Genomic DNA, 20,568 nt, shown 5'->3' with positions numbered 1-20,568 from the left:
AATTAACTACCCTCTGAAGCAAGCTCCGCTACTGGCGCGCGCTTCGCATGATATTCACCGGCCTAACTTACTACATTACCTACGACTCTGGCAGGCGCCGTCTGTAACCCTTTGTGAAACTTTGACCGCGTAATTTTCGTTTACGCGTCTTTCGCAATGCGAGACAAAAAAAACTATCGGCCTGTATTAAAGACGCTCATCACTGGCTGCGCCTTCAACTCCGCGAAAACCACGCGCCAGCAGATACTGCTCGCGAGAGCGGTCGCGGGACGACAATGGCTTGCGCATCTGCACCTTGTCGAACAGTTTTCGCATGCCCTTGTGGTATTCGTCGAAGCCTTCACCCTGGAAGACTTTGATCAAAAAATCACCACCCGGCCGTAAAACCCGCCCGGCAAGATCCAGGGCCAGCTCGCTGAGGAACATTGCACGAGGCATGTCGACAGCCGCTAATCCACTCATATTGGGGGCCATATCGGAAATCACAAGGTCAACCTGGGTATTTCCGACGGCTTCCAGAATTTTTGCCAGGACGGCGTCTTCCGTGAAGTCACCCTGGATGAAGGTCACATCGGGGATGCTGTCCATTTCCAGGATATCGGAAGCGATCAAGCGGCCCTGACCGCCGATCAGACGACTGGTCACCTGGGACCAGCCTCCCGGCGCCGCGCCGAGGTCGATCACGGTCATACCCGGACGGATCAAACGATCCTTTTCCTGGATCTCCAGCAATTTATAGCTGGCACGCGAGCGATAGCCGTCTTTTTGCGCCATTTTGACGTACGGATCGTTGAAATGCTCTCTGAGCCAGTTCTGGCTAGTCTTGGAACGGGCCACGGGCCACCTCTAAAAATAAAACGGGTCGTGATTAAGTGGGCGGTCCCGGACTCGCTCGGGTAAACTGGCCGCCGCTTTTTACAAGATCAGACGCAGGGGTCAGATTATGCCGCTCACTCAAGAGCAGAAGAAACAATACAAATCCATTGGCCACCATCTGAAACCGGTTTTGACTGTGGCTGACAACGGTTTGACTGAAGGCGTACTCGCCGAACTGGAACGCGCACTGGGCGATCACGAGCTGATCAAAATCAAGCTCAACATCCTCGATCGCGAAGCCCGCCTGGCTGCCGTTGCCGAACTGTGCAAGACCGGCAAGGCAGACCTGGTACAGGTCATCGGCAAGATGGCGCTGATTTATCGCAAGAATTTCAGCGTCAACAAGCAACTGTCGAACGTTCACCGCTTCAAGTGATGCCAAGGGTCAAGGGTGTGCTTCGTACACCCTTGCGCTCCACCCAGGAACCGGCTGCAACACCAGCACCAATCCGGAAAACCCCAGCACCAGGTAACTGAATACCTGCCACTGGCTCGCATCCGGCCAGCCGAGACGCACCGCGAAAAACATCCCGCTCGCGTACAACGACATGAGCAGCAACTGCCCTCGAATGTCGCGCCATAGACTGGCAAGGCCCTCAGCCTGAACCAGCACCAAAGCCTGAAACACCACACACGCCGCGGAAAAACCCACCAGCAGCGCCGTCAGCATGCCTGCGATTTCATCGATGAGCAGCGGCGCCAGGCCGATTCGCCCCAGCACCGGCAACAAACCGACGTGCAACAACCAGACGCCGCCCACCCACAACATCTGGGTGAGCTGCCAGATCATGGCGCCCGCTCGCAGCGGGCGCCTTCGTTCAGATGTGACGGACTTCGACAATCTCATACTCGATAACGCCGCTCGGCGTCTTCACAGTCACCACATCGCCCTCTTCCTTGGCAATCAAGGCGCGAGCGATTGGCGAACCGACGGAAATCTTGCCGAGTTTGATGTCAGCCTCGTCCTCACCCACGATCTGGTAAGTGACGCTTTCATCGGTCTCGACGTTAGCGATTTCCACGGTGGTGCCAAAAATCACCTTGCCGGTGTGCGGGATCGTCGTGACGTCGATGACGACCGCATTCTGCATGCGGCCTTCGATGTCGCGGATACGCGCCTCGACCATCCCCTGCTGCTCGCGAGCAGCGTGGTATTCGGCGTTTTCCTTCAGGTCACCCAACTCCCGGGCCGTGCCGATGTCCTGGCTGAGCTTGGGACGAATGACCTTGGTCAGGTGAGCGTGTTCTTCTTCCAGGGCCTTCGCGCCCTGAACAGTCATCGGGTACTTGGTTATGCTCATGCCTTCAATCCTGCATGTAGATCCTGCAAGCGACGCACGGTCTTCTCGGGACCGAACTTGAGCGCTTCGCAGATCGCTTCGCCCGCAGCAATGGTCGTGGTGCAGTAGATCTTGTGCTGCAGTGCGTTACGACGAATGGAATAGGAGTCGGCGATCGACTGACGCCCCTCAGTGGTGTTGATGATCAGCGTGACTTCGTCATTCTTGATCATGTCGACCACGTGCGGACGCCCCTCGGTCACCTTGTTCACGCGGCGCACTTTCAGGCCTGCCGCTTCGATCAGCTTGGCGGTACCGGCCGTGGCGACCACTTCAAAGCCCAAGTTGATCAGATCACGGGCCACGCCTGCAACCAGTGGTTTGTCGTCATCACGCACGCTGATGAACGCCGTGCCACCTGTCGGCAGTACTTCGCTGGCGCCCATCTGGGCCTTGGCAAAGGCTTCGCCGAAGGTGTCGCCCACGCCCATCACTTCACCGGTGGACTTCATTTCCGGGCCAAGGATCGGGTCCACGCCAGGGAACTTGGCGAACGGGAACACCGCCTCTTTCACACTGTAGAAATTCGGGATGATTTCCTTGGTGAAGTTCAGCTCTTTCAGGGTTTTGCCAGCCATGACCCGCGCAGCGATCATCGCCAGGGAGACACCGATGCACTTGGAGACGAACGGTACAGTCCGGGAAGCGCGTGGATTGACTTCGATGACGTAGATGTCCTCACCCTGCAGGGCGAGCTGCACGTTCATCAGCCCGATGACGCCCAGCTCCAGGGCCATTTTCTTGACCTGCTCGCGCATCTCGTCCTGGATGTGGGCCGGCAACGAGTACGGCGGCAGCGAACAGGCAGAGTCACCGGAGTGAACGCCGGCCTGCTCGATGTGCTGCATGATCGCGCCAATCACCACGTCCTTGCCGTCGCTGACCGCATCCACGTCCATTTCGATGGCGCAGTTGAGGAAGTGGTCCAGCAGCACAGGGCTGTCGTTGGACACCTGGACCGCTTCGCGCAGGTAACGCTTGAGCTCGTCTTCCTGATACACAATTTCCATCGCACGACCGCCCAGTACATAGGACGGGCGCACCACCAGCGGGTAGCCGATCTTGGCTGCGGCACGAATCGCTTCGTCCTCGCTGCGCACGGTGGCGTTCGGCGGCTGACGCAGGTTCAGGCGCTCGACCATCTGCTGGAAGCGCTCACGGTCTTCGGCGCGGTCGATCGCATCCGGGCTGGTACCAATGATCGGTACCCCGGCGGCCTCAAGGGCGCGAGCCAGTTTCAGCGGGGTCTGGCCGCCGTACTGGACGATCACACCTTTAGGTTTCTCGACGCGGACGATTTCCAGCACGTCTTCCAGGGTCACTGGTTCGAAATACAGGCGATCGGAGGTGTCGTAGTCGGTGGACACGGTTTCCGGGTTGCAGTTGACCATGATGGTCTCATACCCGTCATCGCGCAGGGCCAGTGCCGCGTGCACACAGCAGTAGTCAAACTCGATGCCCTGACCGATCCGGTTTGGACCGCCACCCAGGATCATGATCTTGTCGCGGGTCGACGGCGCGGCTTCGCATTCTTCTTCGTACGTGGAGTACAGGTAAGCAGTGTCGGTGGCGAACTCGGCCGCGCAGGTGTCGACGCGCTTGTAGACCGGGAACACTTCCAGCTTGTGGCGATGAGCACGCAGGCTCTTCTCGGTCACACCCAGCAGCTTGGCCAGGCGCATGTCGGAGAAGCCCTTGCGCTTGAGGCGGAACATCGTGTCGTGGTCGATGCTGGACATGCCCAGGGTCTTGACCTTCTCTTCTTCCTTGATCAGATCTTCGATCTGCACCAGGAACCAAGGGTCGATCATGTTCATGCCGAAGATCTGCTCGACAGTCATGCCGGCACGGAAGGCGTCAGCCACGTACCAGATGCGCTCGGCGCCCGGCACGGTCAGCTCGCGCTTGAGCACGCTCATGCTTTCCGGATCGTTCAGGTCCAGCTTCGGATCCAGGCCGCAGACACCCACTTCCAGACCGCGAAGGGCTTTCTGCAGGGATTCCTGGAAGGTCCGGCCGATAGCCATGACTTCACCGACCGACTTCATCTGAGTGGTCAGGCGGGCGTCGGCCTTGGCGAATTTCTCGAAGGCGAAACGTGGCAGCTTGGTAACGACGTAGTCGATGGACGGCTCGAAGGACGCCGGGGTCTTGCCGCCGGTGATGTCGTTCGACAGTTCGTCAAGGGTATAACCCACGGCCAGCTTGGCAGCGACCTTGGCAATCGGGAAACCAGTGGCTTTCGAGGCCAGGGCCGACGAACGGGACACCCGCGGGTTCATCTCGATGACCACCATGCGACCAGTGTTCGGGCAGATGCCGAACTGGACGTTGGAGCCACCGGTTTCCACGCCGATCTCGCGCAATACCGCCAGGGAGGCGTTACGCAGGATCTGGTATTCCTTGTCGGTCAGGGTCTGGGCCGGTGCGACGGTGATCGAGTCGCCGGTGTGCACACCCATCGGGTCGAAGTTTTCGATGGAGCAGACGATGATGCAGTTGTCCTTTTTGTCGCGGACAACTTCCATTTCGTATTCTTTCCAGCCGATCAGGGATTCGTCGATCAGCAGCTCTTTGGTCGGCGACAGGTCCAGACCACGGGCGCAGATTTCTTCGAATTCTTCACGGTTGTAGGCGATGCCGCCACCGGTGCCGCCCATGGTGAAGGACGGACGGATGATGCACGGGAAGCCCAGACGCTCCAGGACGGCATTGGCCTCTTCCATGCTGTGGGCGATGCCCGAGCGCGGGCAGTCCAGGCCGATGGATTTCATCGCCTTGTCGAAGCGCGAACGGTCTTCGGCCTTGTCGATGGTGTCGGCGTTGGCGCCGATCATTTCCACACCGAACTTCTCCAGGACGCCTTCGCGCTCCAGGTCCAGGGCGCAGTTCAGCGCGGTCTGGCCACCCATGGTCGGCAACAGCGCGTCAGGGCGCTCTTTCTCGATGATCTTGGCAACGGTCTGCCACTTGATCGGCTCGATGTAGGTGGCGTCGGCCATGGCCGGGTCGGTCATGATGGTGGCCGGGTTGGAGTTCACCAGGATGACGCGATAACCCTCTTCGCGCAGGGCTTTACAGGCCTGGGCGCCGGAGTAGTCGAATTCGCAGGCCTGGCCGATCACGATCGGGCCAGCGCCGAGAATCAGGATGCTTTTTATGTCTGTACGTTTTGGCATGGGTTTGTCACTCAAATCCGCAGGTCAGTCGGCTAGGCCGTCGAACAATCTTTGTAGCGCCCGAAGGGGCCGCCGCATTCGGGGCCGCCTTCGGGCTTCACGCGGTCAGCGTCGCTTGGCCATCTCATTGATGAAGCGATCGAACAGCGGCGCCACGTCGTTCGGGCCCGGGCTGGCTTCAGGGTGACCCTGGAAGCTGAACGCGCTCTTGTCGGTACGCTCGATGCCTTGCAGCGTGCCGTCGAACAGCGACTTATGGATCGCGCGCACGTTGGCCGGCAGGGTCGCTTCATCCACCGCAAAACCGTGGTTCTGGCTGGTGATCATCACGACGCCGGTATCCAGGTCCTGCACCGGGTGGTTGGCACCGTGGTGGCCGTGACCCATCTTCAAGGTCTTGGCGCCCGAAGCGAGGGCCAGCAGCTGGTGGCCGAGGCAGATGCCGAATACCGGGATTTCGGTCTCCAGCACGTCCTTGATCGCCTGGATCGCGTAGTCGCAAGGCTCCGGATCACCCGGGCCGTTGGACAGGAACACGCCGTCGGGCTTGAGGGCCAGGACGTCCGCGGCCGGAGTTTGCGCCGGCACCACGGTCACGCGGCAACCACGCTCCACCAGCATGCGCAGGATGTTCCACTTGACGCCGTAGTCGTACGCAACCACGTGGTATGGCAGTTCGGACGCTTCGATCGTCGCGTGACCGTCGGTTTTCAGGTCCCAGACCGTGGAGCGCCACTCGTACTGCTTCTTGGTGCTGACGACTTTCGCCAGATCCATGCCCTTGAGGCCAGGGAAACCCTGGGCAGCGGCGATGGCGGCTTCTTCGGAAATGTTGTCACCGGCCATGATGCAGCCGTTCTGCGCACCTTTTTCCCGAAGGATACGGGTCAGGCGACGGGTGTCGATACCGGCGATCGCCACGACATTGTTGGCTTTCAGGTAATCAGACAGGGACATCGTGTTACGCCAGTTGCTCGCTACCAGCGGCAAGTCACGGATGACCAGGCCGGCGGACCAGACACGATCGGACTCGGCGTCTTCCGGCGTGGTGCCGGTGTTGCCGATGTGCGGGTAAGTCAGAGTAACGATTTGCTGGGCGTAGGAAGGATCGGTAAGAATTTCCTGATAGCCGGTCATTGCGGTGTTAAACACCACCTCACCAACGGTCTGACCGTCGGCTCCAATGGCTTCGCCGCGAAAAATGCTGCCATCAGCAAGGGCGAGTATGGCTGGCTTAGTCAAGAAGACCTCCCGTAAATAAAGCCTGAAAGGGCGATCGCAGGTTGTAAAAAAGCGGAGTGACGTATGGACACGTCACCCCGCTTGTTCACTGAATTATTCTGCGCGCTTTTAGTGGACACACTAAAGCTGTAGCTTACAGAAAAAGGCTTTTTTGGTCCACCGCTAATGAGCCTTAAAGGCAGGGGAATGCGACAGGGCGTCGCGAAGCGGTATAAAACGGGGGCTCAGTATAACTGAACCCCCTGCCGATGGCATCAACGCAGGTCGAGAACGTCCTGCATGTCGTACAAACCTGGCTCACGACTCTCCAGCCACAGCGCAGCGCGAACCGCGCCCTTGGCGAAGGTCATCCGGCTGGAAGCCTTGTGAGTGATCTCCAAGCGCTCGCCCTCAGTGGCGAACAGCACCGTATGATCACCCACCACGTCACCACCACGCACGGTCGCAAAACCAATGGTGTCGCGCTCACGGGCACCGGTATGCCCCTGGCGCCCGTAGACAGCCACCTTCTCAAGATCGCGACCCAGCGCATCGGCAATCACCTCACCCATGCGCAAAGCCGTGCCCGAAGGCGCATCGATCTTGTGCCGGTGATGCGCCTCGATGATTTCGATATCCGCATCGTCACCCAAGACCCGGGCCGTCATCTCCAGCAGCTTCAGCGACAGGTTCACACCCACACTGAAGTTCGCCGCAAACACGATCGGAATGTCTTTACCCGCATCGGCCAGCAACTGCTTCTGCGCGGCATCCAGCCCCGTGGTGCCGATCACCATGGCCTTGCCGTGCTTGCGGCAAATGGCGAGGTTTTTCAGCATCACTTCCGGCAGCGTGAAGTCGATCAGGACATCAAACTCATCGAGCACCTTCTCCAGGCCGCCAGACATCGGCACACCGATACGCCCGAGCGAAGCCAGCTCGCCAGCATCAGCGCCCACCAGCGTACTGTCGGGCCGCACGATGGCAGCCGTCAGGCCGGAGAGCGGCGAGCGCTGCTGCACCGCCTCGACCAACGCCTTACCCATGCGCCCCGCAGCGCCCATCACAGCTATACGTCGCATGCGAGCTCCTTACAGATCGCCGAAGAAGCGCTTCACGCCTTCGAACCAACCCGTGGTTTTTGGTGAATGGCTGTTGTCATCCGCCAGAGAACTGCGGAACTCTTCCAACAACTCACGCTGGCGTCGGCTCAGATTGACCGGCGTCTCCACTGCCACGCGACACATCAGATCACCCGCACCGCCACCACGCACCGGCGCAACGCCCTTGCCGCGAATCCGGAACTGTTTGCCGGTTTGCGTACCCTCGGGGATTTTCAACTTGACGCGACCGTCGAGGGTCGGGATTTCAAGCTCGCCGCCCAAGGCCGCATCGACGAAACTGATCGGCACTTCGCAGAACAGATGCTTGCCATCGCGCTGGAAAATCGCGTGCTCGCGCACATTGATAACCACGTACAGGTCGCCGGTCGGGCCACCCTGGGCGCCCGCCTCGCCTTCGCCGGAAAGACGAATGCGGTCACCGGTATCGACACCGGCCGGCACTTTGACCGACAGCGTCTTGTACTCTTCGACACGCCCTTCGCCGCGGCAGGAGTCGCACGGATCGGAAATGATCTTGCCTTGACCATGGCAACGCGGGCAGGTCTGCTGCACCGAGAAGAAGCCCTGCTGCATGCGAACCTGGCCAATGCCGCCGCAGGTCGGGCAAGTCACGGGCGAGGAGCCCTTCTTGGCGCCCGAGCCGTCGCACGGTTTGCAATTGACCAGTGTCGGAACGCGAATGTTGACGGTAGTGCCGCGCACCGCCTCTTCCAGGTTCAGCTCCAACGTGTAGCGCAAATCACTGCCACGCTGGGCGCCGCCACGAGCACCGCCGCGACCGCCACCGAAGAAATCGCTGAACACGTCGCCGAAAATATCGGAGAAATTCTGGCCGCCGAAACCGGCACCGCCGCCGCCCATGCTCGGATCGACGCCAGCATGACCGTACTGGTCGTAAGCTGCGCGCTTGCTCGAATCGGACAATACTTCGTAAGCCTCGTTGGCTTCCTTGAACAGCTCTTCCGACGCTTTATCATCGGGATTACGGTCCGGGTGGTGCTTCATCGCCAGGCGACGATAGGCCTTTTTCAGGTCCGCCTCGCTGGCGCCCCGCTCGACACCCAACACTTCGTAAAAGTCACGCTTTGCCATTAGTCTTTGCACTCTTATAGGACGTCCGGCAAACCTCTCCTGAACCTTGCCAAACTCGTTGAGCCCCAATACAGGCCCGGACCCAACTCACGTCAATTCAACGATCCTGGTCTTAATCTTTCAGCCAGGGCCCCGGCCAAAACGCGGCGTCCGTCGCTCGGAAAGCAGGAGCATTCCCGATCACACCGCCAGCATCCGAGCGTTGTCGCATGCTGTAAAAATTCACTGGCTCCAGACACGCCAACGCGGGAGCAAGCTCCCGCGCGGCGACATCCTACCAGCCACCGCACAAATGCAGTCAACCGGCCGACCAACAAGCGATTACTTGTGGTCTTTCACTTCTTCGAACTCGGCGTCGACGACGTCATCGGCTTTTTCAGCCGATTCGCCTTGAGCAGCCGCGCCTTCAGCTGGCTGAGCCTGCTCGGCGTACATCTTCTGAGCCACGGGTGCGGAGACCTTGGACAGCTCTTCGATCTTCGCCTCGATGGCAGCCTTGTCGTCGCCTTTGACGGCAGCTTCCAGGGCAACCACAGCCGCTTCGATAGCGGTTTTTTCTTCAGCAGTTACTTTTTCGCCAGCATCAGCGATCATTTTGCGAGTCGAGTGCACCAAGGCATCGCCCTGGTTGCGGGCGCTGGCCAGCTCTTCGAACTTGCGATCTTCCTCGGCGTTGACTTCAGCATCGCGAACCATCTGCTGAATTTCTTCCTCGGACAGACCGGAGTTGGCCTTGATCACGATCGACTGGGTCTTGCCGGTGGCCTTGTCTTTCGCGCCGACGTGCAGGATGCCGTTGGCGTCGATGTCGAAGGTCACTTCGATTTGTGGCACGCCACGTGGCGCTGGTGGAATCTCGGCCAGGTCGAACTTGCCCAGGGACTTGTTCTGGGCGGCTTGCTTACGCTCGCCTTGCAGCACGTGGATGGTCACGGCGCCCTGGTTGTCGTCGGCAGTCGAGAACACTTGGGATTTCTTGGTAGGAATCGTGGTGTTTTTCTCGATCAGCGCAGTCATCACGCCACCCATGGTTTCGATACCCAGGGTCAGCGGGCTGACGTCGAGCAGCAGAACGTCCTTCACATCACCGGCCAGAACGGCGCCCTGGATAGCAGCACCCATGGCAACGGCTTCGTCCGGGTTCACATCTTTACGTGCTTCTTTACCGAAGAAATCGGTTACCAGCTTCTGCACCAGCGGCATACGGGTCTGGCCGCCAACCAGGATCACGTCGTTGATCGCGCCAACGTCGATACCGGCGTCCTTCATCGCAATGCGGCAAGGTTCGATGGTGCGCTGAACCAGGTCTTCCACCAGCGCTTCGAGCTTGGCGCGGGAGATTTTCACGTTCAAGTGCTTAGGACCGGTGGCGTCTGCAGTGATGTACGGCAGGTTCACGTCGGTCGACTGGCTCGAGGACAGTTCGATCTTGGCTTTTTCAGCAGCTTCTTTCAGGCGCTGCATCGCCAGCGGGTCACCCTTGAGGTTCATGCCGCTTTCTTTCTTGAACTCGTCGACGAGGTAGTCGATCAGGCGGATGTCAAAGTCTTCACCACCGAGGAAGGTGTCGCCGTTGGTCGCCAGCACTTCGAACTGGTGCTCGCCATCGACTTCAGCGATTTCGATCACGGAGACGTCGAAGGTACCGCCACCCAGGTCATAAACGATCACGGTGTGATCGCCCTTGGCCTTGTCCATACCGTAGGCCAGAGCAGCCGCGGTCGGTTCGTTGATGATGCGTTTTACGTCCAGGCCCGCGATGCGGCCGGCGTCTTTGGTCGCCTGGCGCTGGCTGTCGTTGAAGTAGGCAGGAACGGTGATGACCGCTTCAGTCACCGCCTCGCCGAGGTAATCTTCGGCGGTCTTCTTCATTTTCTTCAGGATTTCAGCCGAGATCTGTGGCGGCGCCATTTTCTGGCCGTTCACTTCAACCCAGGCGTCGCCATTGTCAGCCTTGGCGATTTTGTAAGGCACCATCTTGATGTCTTTCTGAACGACTTCTTCGTCGAACTTGCGACCGATCAGACGCTTCACCGCGTACAGGGTGTTATGCGGATTGGTCACGGCCTGACGCTTGGCCGACTGGCCAACCAGAATCTCGCTATCGTTGGCGTACGCGATGATCGACGGCGTGGTGCGCGCGCCTTCAGCGTTTTCAATCACTTTGGCCTTGCCGTTTTCCAGCACGGAGACGCACGAGTTGGTGGTCCCCAGGTCGATACCGATAATCTTGCCCATGTTAACTCTCCCGGAACTTGGATTTTGTTGCCGCAGCAGTGGTGGCTAACTGCGGTAGCACTTAAACGCTTGACTTCTTAATGGGGGCCGTTACGACCGATTTCAAGCCTGCTCATCAATAGAAGGCGAAACCGGTGCCGGCGTCTTGCTGACCACAACCATGGCCGGGCGCAACAGGCGACCGTTGAGCAAGTAACCCTTCTGGAAAACCTTCAAGACACTGTTGGGCTCGACGTCTGCGCTTTCCTGCATCGCCATGGCCTGGTGGTGTTCGGCGTTGAAGGGCTCGCCATGGGGATCAAGGGCTTCGAGCTGATAGCGCTTGAGGGTGTCCTGGAACATTTTCAGGGTCAGCTCGATGCCTTCACGCATCGGACGGATGTTCTCGTCGTCCGGGTTGGACAGTTCCAGGCCGCGCTCCAGACTGTCGATGATCGGCAGCAGGTCGCTTGCGAAACGTTCCAGGGCGAATTTATGAGCCTTTTCTACATCCTGCTCGGCGCGGCGGCGGACATTCTGCAGGTCGGCGGCTACACGCAAAGCCTGATCCTGCGCACCGGCCAGTTGCTCCTCGAGCACTTGTACACGTGCCACCAGGTCGTCGCCCGAATCCTGGGGAGCCTGATTGGCGTCTAGATTTTGCGTATCCTGCGTCTGTTCGTCAGCCATAGATTTCTCCTTTCAACTTCGTCCGCGAGCTCGACTCGCGCTTCTGCCCCGGTATATGGGGCCGGGTTTTTAAGCTTCAAGGGCCGCCCGACGAATTAACCTTACAGAAAACACCTGCATTCCATTCCAAGCAGCACTAAAAAACCCATCGCCCCAAGCAAATCGAGCTAAGCGAAGGCATTGTCAGCCCGAAACAAAACACTGTATAAATAACCAGACCTAAAGCCTGGGAGCGGCCTTATGCTGGTGCACCTGTCCGTACACAACTACGCCATTGTCGAACACCTCGACCTCGAGCTTGATCGCGGCATGAGCGTGATCACCGGTGAAACCGGCGCCGGCAAATCGATCATGCTCGACGCCCTGGGCCTGACCCTGGGCGATCGCGCCGACAACGGTGTGGTGCGTCCCGGCGCGGACAAGGCCGACATCCTGGCGACTTTCGACCTGGTCGACATCCCCGAGGCCAGCACCTGGCTGGCCGAACGCGACCTGGACAGCGACGGCCCGTGCATCCTGCGCCGGGTCATCACCGCCGAAGGTCGCTCACGGGGCTACATCAACGGCACACCCTGCACCCTGGGCGATCTCAAAGCCCTCGGCGAACTGCTGATCGACATCCATAGCCAGCACGAACACCAATCCCTGCTCAAGACCGACACCCATCGCCGCCTGCTGGATGAATACGCCGGCGCCACCGACCTGGCCCGCCAGGTACAACTGGCCGCCCAGCGCTGGCGCCAGACCCGACAGGAACTGGACCGGCTCTCCAACTCCGGCGACGAACAACGTGCCCGCCATCAGCTATTGAGCTATCAGCTCGAAGAACTGGAAAACCTGGCCCTGGGTGAAAACGAACTGGAAGAACTGGAGCAGGAACACAAGAACCTGACCAACGCCGAAACCCTGCTGGGTATCTGCCGCCAAGTGGTCGAACAATGCAGCGAGAGTGATTCGGGCAATGTACTCAACGCACTGACAGCGAGCCTGAACCGCCTCTCCAGCGTGAACAATTCGGTAGGCGCGTTGAGCGAAGCGACCAACCTGCTGACAAGCGCGCAGATCCAGGTCGAAGAAGCCGTCGGGGAACTCAACCGGTTTCTTGATCACTTCGATGCCGACCCGGCACGCCTTCAATACCTGGAAGAGCGCCTGGACACTATTTATACCCTGGCTCGCAAACACCGCGTCCAGCCAACCGACGTTGCCGAACTCCAGCAACGCTTGCTGGAAGAACTGGAAACCTTGAACGCCAACGATGAATCCATCGAGCGCCTGGGCGATGAACTGGCTTCCTATGCCCGTCACTATCAGGAAAAGGCCAACGAGCTCAGCGCACTGCGCCACCAAGCCGCAACCGGCCTGGCCAGCGCCGTGGAGCAGGAAATCCAGCGCCTGGGCATGCCGGGCGGACGGTTTACCATCGAATTGCGCCCCAATGCCGGCGATGAACTTCAGCCCAACGGACTGGAACAGGTAGAGCTGCTGGTCAGCGCCAACCCCGGGCAACCGCTCAAGGCCCTGGCAAAAGTCGCCTCCGGTGGCGAGCTGTCACGGATCAGCCTGGCCATCCAGGTCATTACGGCGCAGACCTCACGCGTACCGACGCTGGTATTCGACGAAGTGGACGTGGGTATTGGCGGGCCAACGGCGGAAATTGTCGGCCAGTTGCTCCGCCGACTGGGGGACCGCGGCCAAGTGTTGACGGTGACTCACCTGCCCCAGGTGGCCGCCCAGGGTCATCAGCATTTATTTGTGCACAAGGTGCGCGGCGAGGACGCCACACGTACCGCGGTGTCCAAACTCAACAAAACCGAGCGAGTGGAAGAAGTTGCACGCATGCTCGGGGGTATCGACCTCACCAAGGAGTCCCTGGCTCACGCGAAAAAAATGGTCGTCGCTGCAAAAACCTGACAAACGCCGCACAGCAAGAAGGCGACCCTGGGGTCGCCTTCTTTCGTTTTGGGAGCTTTGGGCTCACGCGACGTGCTTACTTCCTCTTGCGTACATGCAAGACGAGATGGTGATCGATCAGCTCGAAGCCATGCTCTTCAGCAATATCCTTTTGCAGTTTCTCGATTTCAGGACTGAAGAACTCGATGACCTCACGAGTTTCCACGTTCACCATGTGATCGTGGTGTTCCCCGTCAGCCAATTCAAAGACCGCATGACCGCCATCAAAATTGTGACGGGCCACAAGCCCCGCAGCCTCGAACTGAGTCAGGACACGGTAAACCGTGGCCAGACCAACGTCCTCGCCAGCCTCCATAAGCGCCTTGTAGACGTCTTCGGCACTCATGTGACGCTGCTCTGCGGAATCGAGCATTTGTAGAATCTTGACCCTTGGTAGGGTCACTTTGAGGCCGGCTTTGCGTAGTTCGCTATTTTCAACCATGGTCAGCTTTCTCGCGATGCTGCTTCGCAGCTTCTCTTAATGCGGGTATGATCGGCGTTTACGTTGTCCCAGCCAAGATAGTGGAAGTCGCCCACCGATGCAAAACACCAAGCTCTTGCTAACCAGTTTCACCTTCGTGGGACTGCTCGCACTCGCCGGTTGTTCATTCCCCGGGGTTTACAAAATCGACATCCAGCAGGGCAATGTCGTCACGCAGGACATGATAGACCAGTTACGCCCGGGAATGACCCGTCGGCAAGTACGGTTTATCATGGGCAACCCCCTGCTGACCGACACGTTCCATGCCGATCGCTGGGATTACCTGTACAGCTTGCAGCCAGGCGGCGGCGAGCGGCAACAGGAACGCATCAGCGTTATCTTTAGCCCCAATGACCAACTCGTCAGCCTGTCGGGTGATTTCATGCCTGGCGTGAGCCGCGATGAAGCCATCATGGGCAAGGACAGCGACACTACCGTGACCGACCCGGCCCAGAATGCCGAACAGCCGAAACCGGAAAAACCGGTCAAGCCAGGTTCGTTGCTGGACCAGATCCAGAAGGACGTGGACAAGGTCGAGACCGTACCTGTCCCGACTCCAGAACCTCTGGATACCTCGCCGCAATAAATCACGACGTAAAAAAACCCGGCATGCCGGGTTTTTTATTGCCTGCGATTCAAGCTCGATTTACTGATCGGATTGTCGCGCCTGGGCGGCCTTGGCCGCACGCAAGCGCCGAATTTCTTTCGGATCGGCCAGCAAGGGACGATAAATCTCAAGCCGATCACCCCGCTGCACCACCTGCTGATCAGGATCGGCGACCACTTTGCCAAAAATCCCGATTGGGCAAGTCGCCAGATCCAGCTCCGGAAATGCATCAGTAATGCCCGATGCCTCCAGCGCCGCACGAACACTGGTGCCTGGTGGCACTGCGAATGTGCGCAAGACCTGGCGGTCGACGCAGGCATACACCACTTCTACCTCAATCAACGCTTGAGCTCGGCATTCTGCTTGGCGCGCTGGCAGAACGCATCGACCAGAGTATTGGCCGCCTGATTGAACAGTGGCCCCAACGTGGCTCGCACCAGGGGACCCGCGTAATCGAACGACAGATCGAGACTGATCTTGCAGGCCTTTTCACCCAGCGGTTTGAACACCCAGACGCCGTGAAGCTGGTTGAAAGGTCCCTCCTCCAGATTCATCTCGATGGACTGCCCGGGCACCAGGGTATTGCGCGTGACGAAGCGCTGGCTCAACCCGCCCTTGGCAATGTTGAGGCTGGCGCGCATGTGGGTTTCGGAACTGTCCAGCACTTCAGCGGATGAGCACCAAGGCAAGAACTCCGGATAGCTCGCCACATCGTTGACCAGGTCATACAGCGCCTGTGCCGGATAGGGCAGCAAGGCCGAGCGTTGAATGTGTGTCGTCATGTAAGCGTCACTTCCACAGCTGAGCGGCAAACACTACGAGAATGCCGATGGGCGCCACATAGCGCATCAAGAACAGGCTCGAGGCGAACAATACAGGGCTGCGCAGCGATAGTTCATCGCGCACCGCCTCACGCCCCATGATCCATCCTGCAAACACCACGAAACACAAACCACCCAGTGGCAACATGATCCGAGATGTGAAGAAATCAATCACGCCGAAGAAGTCCAGCCCCCCGGTTGCTCCCCACTGGTAGAGATGGAACAGCCCGTCTTCGTTCACGAAAAACTTAGCCTGCTTCCATATATTGAAGGAAAACACCGTCCCCAGGCCCACAAACCAGCAGGTAAACGCCAGCCAGAATGTCACCCAGGCGCGGCTGAGCCGGGTCCGCTCAACCAGGTAGGCCACCATCGGCTCCAGCAGGGAAATAGCCGAACTCCACGCCGCAATTGCCACCAGGACGAAAAACACCACCCCCATCACTTGACCGAACGCCATGCTGCCAAAGGCAAACGGCAGGCTGACAAACATCAGTCCAGGCCCTTCGCTGGGGTTCAGGCCAGCGGCAAACACAATCGGAAACAACGCCACACCCGCCAGCAGCGACACGAAGGTATCCAGCAGCGCGACGCCGACAACGGTCCGGGTCAGGGATGCGTTCTTGGGCATGTAGGCGCCGTAGATCATGATCGAGCCAACCCCCACGCTCAGGGAGAAAAACGCATGCCCCATGGCCGGCAACAGGCCGTCCATGACTTTCTCCGGCTGGAAATCGAACATGAAGTGCACGCCTTCCATGAAATGCCCGGTGGTCATGCTGTACCCCAGCAGCACCAGGATCATCACGAACAGCAGCGGCATCATGATCCGCAGGCTGCGCTCAAGCCCGGCGACCACACCTCGAGCAATGACCACGGCGGAGAGCACCATGAAAATCGTATGCCAGAGGGTCAGCCTCCAGGGATCGGCGATCACGTTACCGAAGTAGGCGCCGACCTGATCGGGCGTCACGCCTTGAAAATCCCCACGCCCCATGTCGATGATGTAGTCCAGCGACCAGCCGCCGACCACGCTGTAGAAAGACAGGATCAGCAGCGCCGTGATCATCCCGGCGAACGCGCCCCACGACCACTTGGGCGAATGCCCTGCCGCCACGGCCAGCACCTTCAAGGCGTTGGCCGGGCTCTGCCGGGCACGACGACCGATCAGGGTTTCGGCCAACATCACCGGCGCACCGATGAGCGCAATGCACGCCAGGAACATCAATACGAAGGCGCCGCCACCGTAGACGCCGACCATATAGGGGAATTTCCAGATACTGCCCAGCCCCACCGCCGAACCGGTTGCAGCGAATATAAAGACCCAGCGGCTAGCCCAACTGCCGTGGACAGAAACCTTGTCTGTCGACATCGTGATCACGCCCAGCGTTCGAAAAAGAGGCCGCATTGTCCGGGATTCACTCAACGTGCTCAAGCACGCAGCTTCACCGTAGCCGACACGCACGCAACTGCCTATAATGCCGCCCCTATGGCTAAACAGAAGAAACACCCCACAGGGACCATCGCGCAAAACAAAAAGGCGCGACACGATTACTTCATCGAACAACGTTTCGAGGCTGGCATGGTCCTGGCCGGCTGGGAAGTAAAGAGCTTGCGTGCCGGCAAGGCGCAACTGGTCGACAGCTATGTGCTGCTCAAGGACGGCGAAGCCTGGCTGCTGGGCAGCCACATTTCGCCGCTGACCACCGCCAGCACCCACGTGATTGCCGATCCGACGCGCTCGCGCAAACTGCTACTGAACAAACGCGAGCTGGAAAAACTCTTCGCGTCTGTGCAACAGAAGGGTTACGCCTGCGTCTGCACGTCGTTGTACTGGAGCAAGCACTTGATCAAGTGCGAGATCGCGCTGGGCAAGGGCAAGAAGGAATACGACAAGCGCGATACCGAACGCGAACGCGACGCTGGTCGCGAGCTGCAGCGTGCGGTGCGGAACAAGGGCAAGGAAGACTGATTCTTTCGCCTTGAGACCGCTTTCGCGAGCAAGCCCGCTCCCACATTGGATCTTTAGCGAACACAGAATATGTGTACGACAGTGATCCAGTGTGGGAGCGGGCTTGCTCGCGAATGCGGCCGCCCAATCACTATAGAACCAACTGGCTACATCCCCTTGCGCCGCTCTGCCCGCGCCACCCGCTGCACTTCCTGACGCACCTCCTCCAAAACCTCCTGCACATACAAAATATGTCGGCTGGAAATTTCCCGCGCCTGCTCGGCCTGCCCTTCCATAATGGCTTGATACAACTCTCGGTGCTGGCTGATCAGCATGTCGCGGGTTTCGCTGCGCTGCTTGTACATGCCGCCGATGTTGGTCACCACGTTGCGCTTGAGCAGATCGAACAGCCCGCGAATGGTGTGCAGCAACACCGCGTTATGACTGGCCTCGGCAATCGCCAGATGGAACCGCGCATCCGCTGCGCCCTCCTCGGCCCGGCTGACTTCGTCGTGCCGTGAGTAGCAATCCTGCAGCTCATCGAAAGCCGCCGTCAGTCGCTCGCGATCCACATCCGTAGCCCGTAGCGCCGCGTAGTAGGCACAGGACGCTTCCAGCGTATGGCGGAACTCCAACAAATCCCGTTGCGCCTCGGGATTGCTTTCCAGCAGTTGCAGCAGCGGATCACTGAACGTCGAGCCCAGCGACTCCACCACATAGTTGCCGCCGCCCTGGCGACTGACCAACAGGCCCTTGGCCGCCAGTTTCTGGATCGCCTCGCGCAACGAAGGGCGTGACACGCCGAACTGCTCGGCCAGGGTCCGCTCAGCCGGCAGCCGCTCACCGGATTTCAGCGTGCCCTCAAGGATCATTCCTTCAAGCCGCTCGACAATATCGTCAGACAAACGGCGCTGACGAATCTGATCAAACCCCATAACTCGATTCTCCACGATCCCGACGGCTCGCCGGGCTCTCTATTCTGGCCCATCCGGGCCCCGGCCACACCCACCAAAAGCGCTTTTCACGAACGGATCAGATGCCCTCTGCACCGCTTATTCGACGAAAGTTTCAGGGCGGCAAATTGACACACGACAACCAAGGCTTTTACCCTAGCCAACAGCGATTGTAAATTGGTATTACCAATTAACCAAGCCGCTGACCAGTGCCTGACCAACAACAATTAGGGGCCCACCCACTATGCAAACCTGGCAACAGCTCTACAGCCCGCTCGGCAGCCTCGGCTTGTCCGCACTCGCGGCCGTTATTCCCATCGTGTTTTTCTTCCTGGCCCTGGCGGTGTTTCGCCTCAAGGGGCACGTGGCCGGCAGCATCACCCTGGCCCTGGCGATTGCCGTGGCGATCTTTGCGTTCCAAATGCCCGCCGACATGGCCTTCGCCGCTGCCGGTTATGGCTTTGCCTATGGTCTGTGGCCCATCGCCTGGATCATTGTCGCCGCTGTGTTTCTCTACAAACTGACGGTCAAGAGCGGCCAGTTCGAAGTGATCCGCAGCTCGGTGCTGTCGATTACCGATGACCAACGCCTGCAAGTGCTGTTGATCGGCTTTTGCTTCGGCGCATTCCTGGAAGGTGCCGCCGGTTTTGGTGCGCCAGTGGCGATCACCGCCGCCCTGTTGGTCGGCCTGGGTTTCAACCCTCTGTACGCCGCCGGCCTGTGCCTGATCGCCAACACCGCCCCGGTGGCGTTCGGCGCGCTGGGTATCCCGATCATCGTGGCCGGCCAGGTCACCGGGATCGATGCGTTCAAGATCGGCGCCATGACCGGTCGCCAGTTGCCGCTGCTGTCGCTGTTCGTGCCGTTCTGGCTGGTGTTCATGATGGACGGCCTGCGCGGCGTGCGGGAAACCTGGCCAGCAGCGTTGGTCGCTGGCTTGAGCTTCGCCATCACCCAGTACTTCACCTCCAACTTCATCGGCCCGGAACTGCCGGACATCACCTCGGCCCTGGCCAGCCTGATTTCCCTGACCCTGTTCCTGAAAGTCTGGCAGCCCAAGCGCAGCGCAGGTGCCCAGATTGCTGGCGCCACTTCCAGCGCAACGGTTACCGCCAGCGTCGGCGGTTTCGGCCAGCCGCGCAGCACTGTGGTTTCGCCCTACAGCCTGGGGGAAATTATCAAGGCCTGGTCACCGTTCCTGATCCTCACCGTGCTGGTAACAATCTGGACCCTGAAACCGTTCAAGGCGATGTTCGCCGCCGGCGGCTCCATGTACGGCTGGGTGTTCAACTTCGCCATCCCGCACCTGGACCAGATGGTGATCAAGGTCGCGCCGATCGTGGTCAATCCGACAGCCATCCCGGCGGTCTTCAAGCTTGATCCGATTTCCGCTACCGGCACGGCGATTTTCTTCTCGGCCTTGATCTCGATGCTGGTGTTGAAGATCAACCTTAAAACTGGTCTTACCACTTTAAAAGAGACTTTCTACGAGCTGCGCTGGCCGATTCTGTCCATCGGCATGGTGCTGGCGTTCGCCTTCGTCACCAACTATTCGGGCATGTCGTCGACCATGGCCTTGGTGCTGGCTGGCACCGGCGCGGCGTTCCCGTTCTTCTCGCCGTTCCTGGGCTGGCTGGGGGTATTCCTGACCGGTTCTGATACCTCATCCAACGCTCTGTTCAGCTCGCTGCAAGCCACCACCGCGCACCAGATCGGCGTCAACGACACCTTGCTCGTCGCGGCGAACACCAGCGGCGGCGTGACCGGCAAGATGATTTCGCCACAATCGATCGCGGTGGCCTGCGCGGCGACCGGGCTGGTGGGCAAGGAGTCGGATCTGTTCCGTTTCACCCTCAAACACAGCCTATTCTTTGCAACGATCGTCGGCCTGATCACCTTGGCCCAGGCCTACTGGTTTACCGGCATGCTGGTGCACTGAGTACTACAGGTAACAGCGAAAAAAACCGACGCCGAACCTCGATTCGGCGTCTGCTATTGATCACCGGGTCTGCAAGGCTACTGAAAGATTTCCTGTCTATATTTCAGCAGCCTCAGCGGACGGA

The 20,568-nt window shown here is 59.4% G+C and carries 19 protein-coding genes; 5 read left to right on the top strand and 14 right to left on the bottom strand.

Annotated features, from left to right (window positions below):
• Positions 1 to 186: 186 nt before the first annotated feature.
• Positions 187 to 837, bottom strand: a complete 651-nt coding sequence (gene rlmE, locus EPZ47_RS04060) for a 23S rRNA (uridine(2552)-2'-O)-methyltransferase RlmE (RefSeq protein WP_135843643.1) — start codon at positions 835 to 837, stop codon at positions 187 to 189.
• 106 nt (positions 838 to 943) lie between these two features.
• Here rlmE and EPZ47_RS04055 point away from each other — a divergent pair, with 106 nt between their 5' ends.
• Positions 944 to 1,252: a YhbY family RNA-binding protein gene (locus EPZ47_RS04055; RefSeq protein WP_003177852.1), complete on the top strand. Its 309-nt coding sequence runs from the start codon at positions 944 to 946 to the stop codon at positions 1,250 to 1,252.
• A gap of 9 nt (positions 1,253 to 1,261) precedes the next feature.
• Here the strand turns inward: EPZ47_RS04055 and EPZ47_RS04050 are convergent, their stop codons facing one another.
• From EPZ47_RS04050 to grpE, 8 genes are all read right to left on the bottom strand, one after another.
• Complete coding sequence (locus EPZ47_RS04050; RefSeq protein WP_135843642.1) at positions 1,262 to 1,666, bottom strand: MFS transporter; 405 nt, start codon at positions 1,664 to 1,666, stop codon at positions 1,262 to 1,264.
• Between the two features lie 28 nt (positions 1,667 to 1,694).
• Positions 1,695 to 2,171: a transcription elongation factor GreA gene (gene greA / locus EPZ47_RS04045; RefSeq protein WP_135847946.1), complete on the bottom strand. Its 477-nt coding sequence runs from the start codon at positions 2,169 to 2,171 to the stop codon at positions 1,695 to 1,697.
• A 2-nt stretch (positions 2,172 to 2,173) separates the two neighbouring features.
• Positions 2,174 to 5,395 (bottom strand): carbamoyl-phosphate synthase large subunit, encoded by a 3,222-nt coding sequence (gene carB / locus EPZ47_RS04040; protein ID WP_123342831.1) that lies wholly within the window; start codon positions 5,393 to 5,395, stop codon positions 2,174 to 2,176.
• Between the two features lie 105 nt (positions 5,396 to 5,500).
• The gene (gene carA / locus EPZ47_RS04035; RefSeq protein WP_135843641.1) at positions 5,501 to 6,637 is read right to left on the bottom strand and encodes a glutamine-hydrolyzing carbamoyl-phosphate synthase small subunit; all 1,137 of its coding nucleotides are present in this window, start codon (positions 6,635 to 6,637) and stop codon (positions 5,501 to 5,503) included.
• 254 nt (positions 6,638 to 6,891) lie between these two features.
• Positions 6,892 to 7,698 carry a 4-hydroxy-tetrahydrodipicolinate reductase gene (gene dapB / locus EPZ47_RS04030; protein ID WP_135843640.1) on the bottom strand — a complete coding sequence of 269 codons (807 nt, stop codon included), beginning with the start codon at positions 7,696 to 7,698 and terminating at the stop codon, positions 6,892 to 6,894.
• 9 nt (positions 7,699 to 7,707) lie between these two features.
• Complete coding sequence (gene dnaJ, locus EPZ47_RS04025; RefSeq protein ID WP_135843639.1) at positions 7,708 to 8,832, bottom strand: molecular chaperone DnaJ; 1,125 nt, start codon at positions 8,830 to 8,832, stop codon at positions 7,708 to 7,710.
• A 321-nt stretch (positions 8,833 to 9,153) separates the two neighbouring features.
• The gene (dnaK, locus tag EPZ47_RS04020) at positions 9,154 to 11,070 is read right to left on the bottom strand and encodes a molecular chaperone DnaK (RefSeq protein WP_135843638.1); all 1,917 of its coding nucleotides are present in this window, start codon (positions 11,068 to 11,070) and stop codon (positions 9,154 to 9,156) included.
• Between the two features lie 102 nt (positions 11,071 to 11,172).
• Positions 11,173 to 11,739, bottom strand: coding sequence for a nucleotide exchange factor GrpE (gene grpE / locus EPZ47_RS04015; RefSeq protein ID WP_135843637.1), 567 nt, complete (start codon positions 11,737 to 11,739; stop codon positions 11,173 to 11,175).
• A gap of 240 nt (positions 11,740 to 11,979) precedes the next feature.
• On the opposite strand from grpE, the gene recN reads away from it, so the two are divergent.
• Positions 11,980 to 13,653, top strand: coding sequence for a DNA repair protein RecN (gene recN / locus EPZ47_RS04010; protein WP_135843636.1), 1,674 nt, complete (start codon positions 11,980 to 11,982; stop codon positions 13,651 to 13,653).
• A 76-nt stretch (positions 13,654 to 13,729) separates the two neighbouring features.
• On the opposite strand, the gene fur is transcribed toward recN, so the two are convergent.
• Positions 13,730 to 14,134, bottom strand: a complete 405-nt coding sequence (gene fur, locus EPZ47_RS04005; protein WP_135843635.1) for a ferric iron uptake transcriptional regulator — start codon at positions 14,132 to 14,134, stop codon at positions 13,730 to 13,732.
• Positions 14,135 to 14,231: 97 nt separating this feature from the next.
• Here fur and EPZ47_RS04000 point away from each other — a divergent pair, with 97 nt between their 5' ends.
• On the top strand, positions 14,232 to 14,759 hold the full coding sequence (locus EPZ47_RS04000; protein ID WP_135843634.1) for an outer membrane protein assembly factor BamE: 528 nt from the start codon (positions 14,232 to 14,234) through the stop codon (positions 14,757 to 14,759).
• Between the two features lie 60 nt (positions 14,760 to 14,819).
• Here the strand turns inward: EPZ47_RS04000 and EPZ47_RS03995 are convergent, their stop codons facing one another.
• Genes EPZ47_RS03995 through EPZ47_RS03985 form a run of 3 tightly spaced genes read right to left on the bottom strand, consistent with a single transcriptional unit; the run spans position 14,820 to position 16,973 of the window.
• Positions 14,820 to 15,122, bottom strand: a complete 303-nt coding sequence (locus tag EPZ47_RS03995) for an RnfH family protein (protein ID WP_135843633.1) — start codon at positions 15,120 to 15,122, stop codon at positions 14,820 to 14,822.
• Entirely contained in the window at positions 15,119 to 15,562 is a 444-nt protein-coding gene (locus tag EPZ47_RS03990; RefSeq protein ID WP_135843632.1) for a type II toxin-antitoxin system RatA family toxin, read from the bottom strand. The genes EPZ47_RS03995 and EPZ47_RS03990 overlap by 4 nt, the downstream gene beginning before the upstream one ends.
• A 7-nt stretch (positions 15,563 to 15,569) precedes the next feature.
• On the bottom strand, positions 15,570 to 16,973 hold the full coding sequence (locus EPZ47_RS03985; RefSeq protein ID WP_135843631.1) for a sodium-dependent transporter: 1,404 nt from the start codon (positions 16,971 to 16,973) through the stop codon (positions 15,570 to 15,572).
• Positions 16,974 to 17,090: 117 nt separating this feature from the next.
• Here EPZ47_RS03985 and smpB point away from each other — a divergent pair, with 117 nt between their 5' ends.
• Complete coding sequence (gene smpB / locus EPZ47_RS03980; RefSeq protein WP_135843630.1) at positions 17,091 to 17,573, top strand: SsrA-binding protein SmpB; 483 nt, start codon at positions 17,091 to 17,093, stop codon at positions 17,571 to 17,573.
• A 146-nt stretch (positions 17,574 to 17,719) separates the two neighbouring features.
• Here the strand turns inward: smpB and EPZ47_RS03975 are convergent, their stop codons facing one another.
• Positions 17,720 to 18,487: an FCD domain-containing protein gene (locus EPZ47_RS03975; RefSeq protein ID WP_135843629.1), complete on the bottom strand. Its 768-nt coding sequence runs from the start codon at positions 18,485 to 18,487 to the stop codon at positions 17,720 to 17,722.
• 262 nt (positions 18,488 to 18,749) lie between these two features.
• Between EPZ47_RS03975 and EPZ47_RS03970 the strand changes: the two genes are divergently transcribed.
• Positions 18,750 to 20,444 (top strand): lactate permease LctP family transporter, encoded by a 1,695-nt coding sequence (locus EPZ47_RS03970; protein ID WP_122569129.1) that lies wholly within the window; start codon positions 18,750 to 18,752, stop codon positions 20,442 to 20,444.
• Positions 20,445 to 20,568 lie beyond the last annotated feature (124 nt).

Source organism: Pseudomonas viciae (genome assembly GCF_004786035.1).
Taxonomy (GTDB): domain Bacteria; phylum Pseudomonadota; class Gammaproteobacteria; order Pseudomonadales; family Pseudomonadaceae; genus Aquipseudomonas; species Aquipseudomonas viciae.
Note: the sequence above shows the minus strand (reverse complement) of the source record. Positions and strands in the feature narration are given on the sequence as shown.

Excerpts from the sequence above, each read along its gene's own strand:
- EPZ47_RS03970 (WP_122569129.1), top strand. The coding sequence starts at position 18,750 with ATGCAAACCTGGCAACAGCTCTACAGCCCGCTCGGCAGCCTCGGCTTG.
- smpB (WP_135843630.1), top strand. The coding sequence starts at position 17,091 with ATGGCTAAACAGAAGAAACACCCCACAGGGACCATCGCGCAAAACAAA.
- recN (WP_135843636.1), top strand. The coding sequence starts at position 11,980 with ATGCTGGTGCACCTGTCCGTACACAACTACGCCATTGTCGAACACCTC.
- dnaK (WP_135843638.1), bottom strand. The coding sequence starts at position 11,070 with ATGGGCAAGATTATCGGTATCGACCTGGGGACCACCAACTCGTGCGTC.
- EPZ47_RS04000 (WP_135843634.1), top strand. The coding sequence starts at position 14,232 with ATGCAAAACACCAAGCTCTTGCTAACCAGTTTCACCTTCGTGGGACTG.
- EPZ47_RS04055 (WP_003177852.1), top strand. The coding sequence starts at position 944 with ATGCCGCTCACTCAAGAGCAGAAGAAACAATACAAATCCATTGGCCAC.
- grpE (WP_135843637.1), bottom strand. The coding sequence starts at position 11,739 with ATGGCTGACGAACAGACGCAGGATACGCAAAATCTAGACGCCAATCAG.
- dnaJ (WP_135843639.1), bottom strand. The coding sequence starts at position 8,832 with ATGGCAAAGCGTGACTTTTACGAAGTGTTGGGTGTCGAGCGGGGCGCC.
- EPZ47_RS03975 (WP_135843629.1), bottom strand. The coding sequence starts at position 18,487 with ATGGGGTTTGATCAGATTCGTCAGCGCCGTTTGTCTGACGATATTGTC.
- dapB (WP_135843640.1), bottom strand. The coding sequence starts at position 7,698 with ATGCGACGTATAGCTGTGATGGGCGCTGCGGGGCGCATGGGTAAGGCG.
- fur (WP_135843635.1), bottom strand. The coding sequence starts at position 14,134 with ATGGTTGAAAATAGCGAACTACGCAAAGCCGGCCTCAAAGTGACCCTA.
- EPZ47_RS03990 (WP_135843632.1), bottom strand. The coding sequence starts at position 15,562 with ATGACGACACACATTCAACGCTCGGCCTTGCTGCCCTATCCGGCACAG.
- carB (WP_123342831.1), bottom strand. The coding sequence starts at position 5,395 with ATGCCAAAACGTACAGACATAAAAAGCATCCTGATTCTCGGCGCTGGC.
- EPZ47_RS03985 (WP_135843631.1), bottom strand. The coding sequence starts at position 16,973 with ATGTCGACAGACAAGGTTTCTGTCCACGGCAGTTGGGCTAGCCGCTGG.
- EPZ47_RS04050 (WP_135843642.1), bottom strand. The coding sequence starts at position 1,666 with ATGATCTGGCAGCTCACCCAGATGTTGTGGGTGGGCGGCGTCTGGTTG.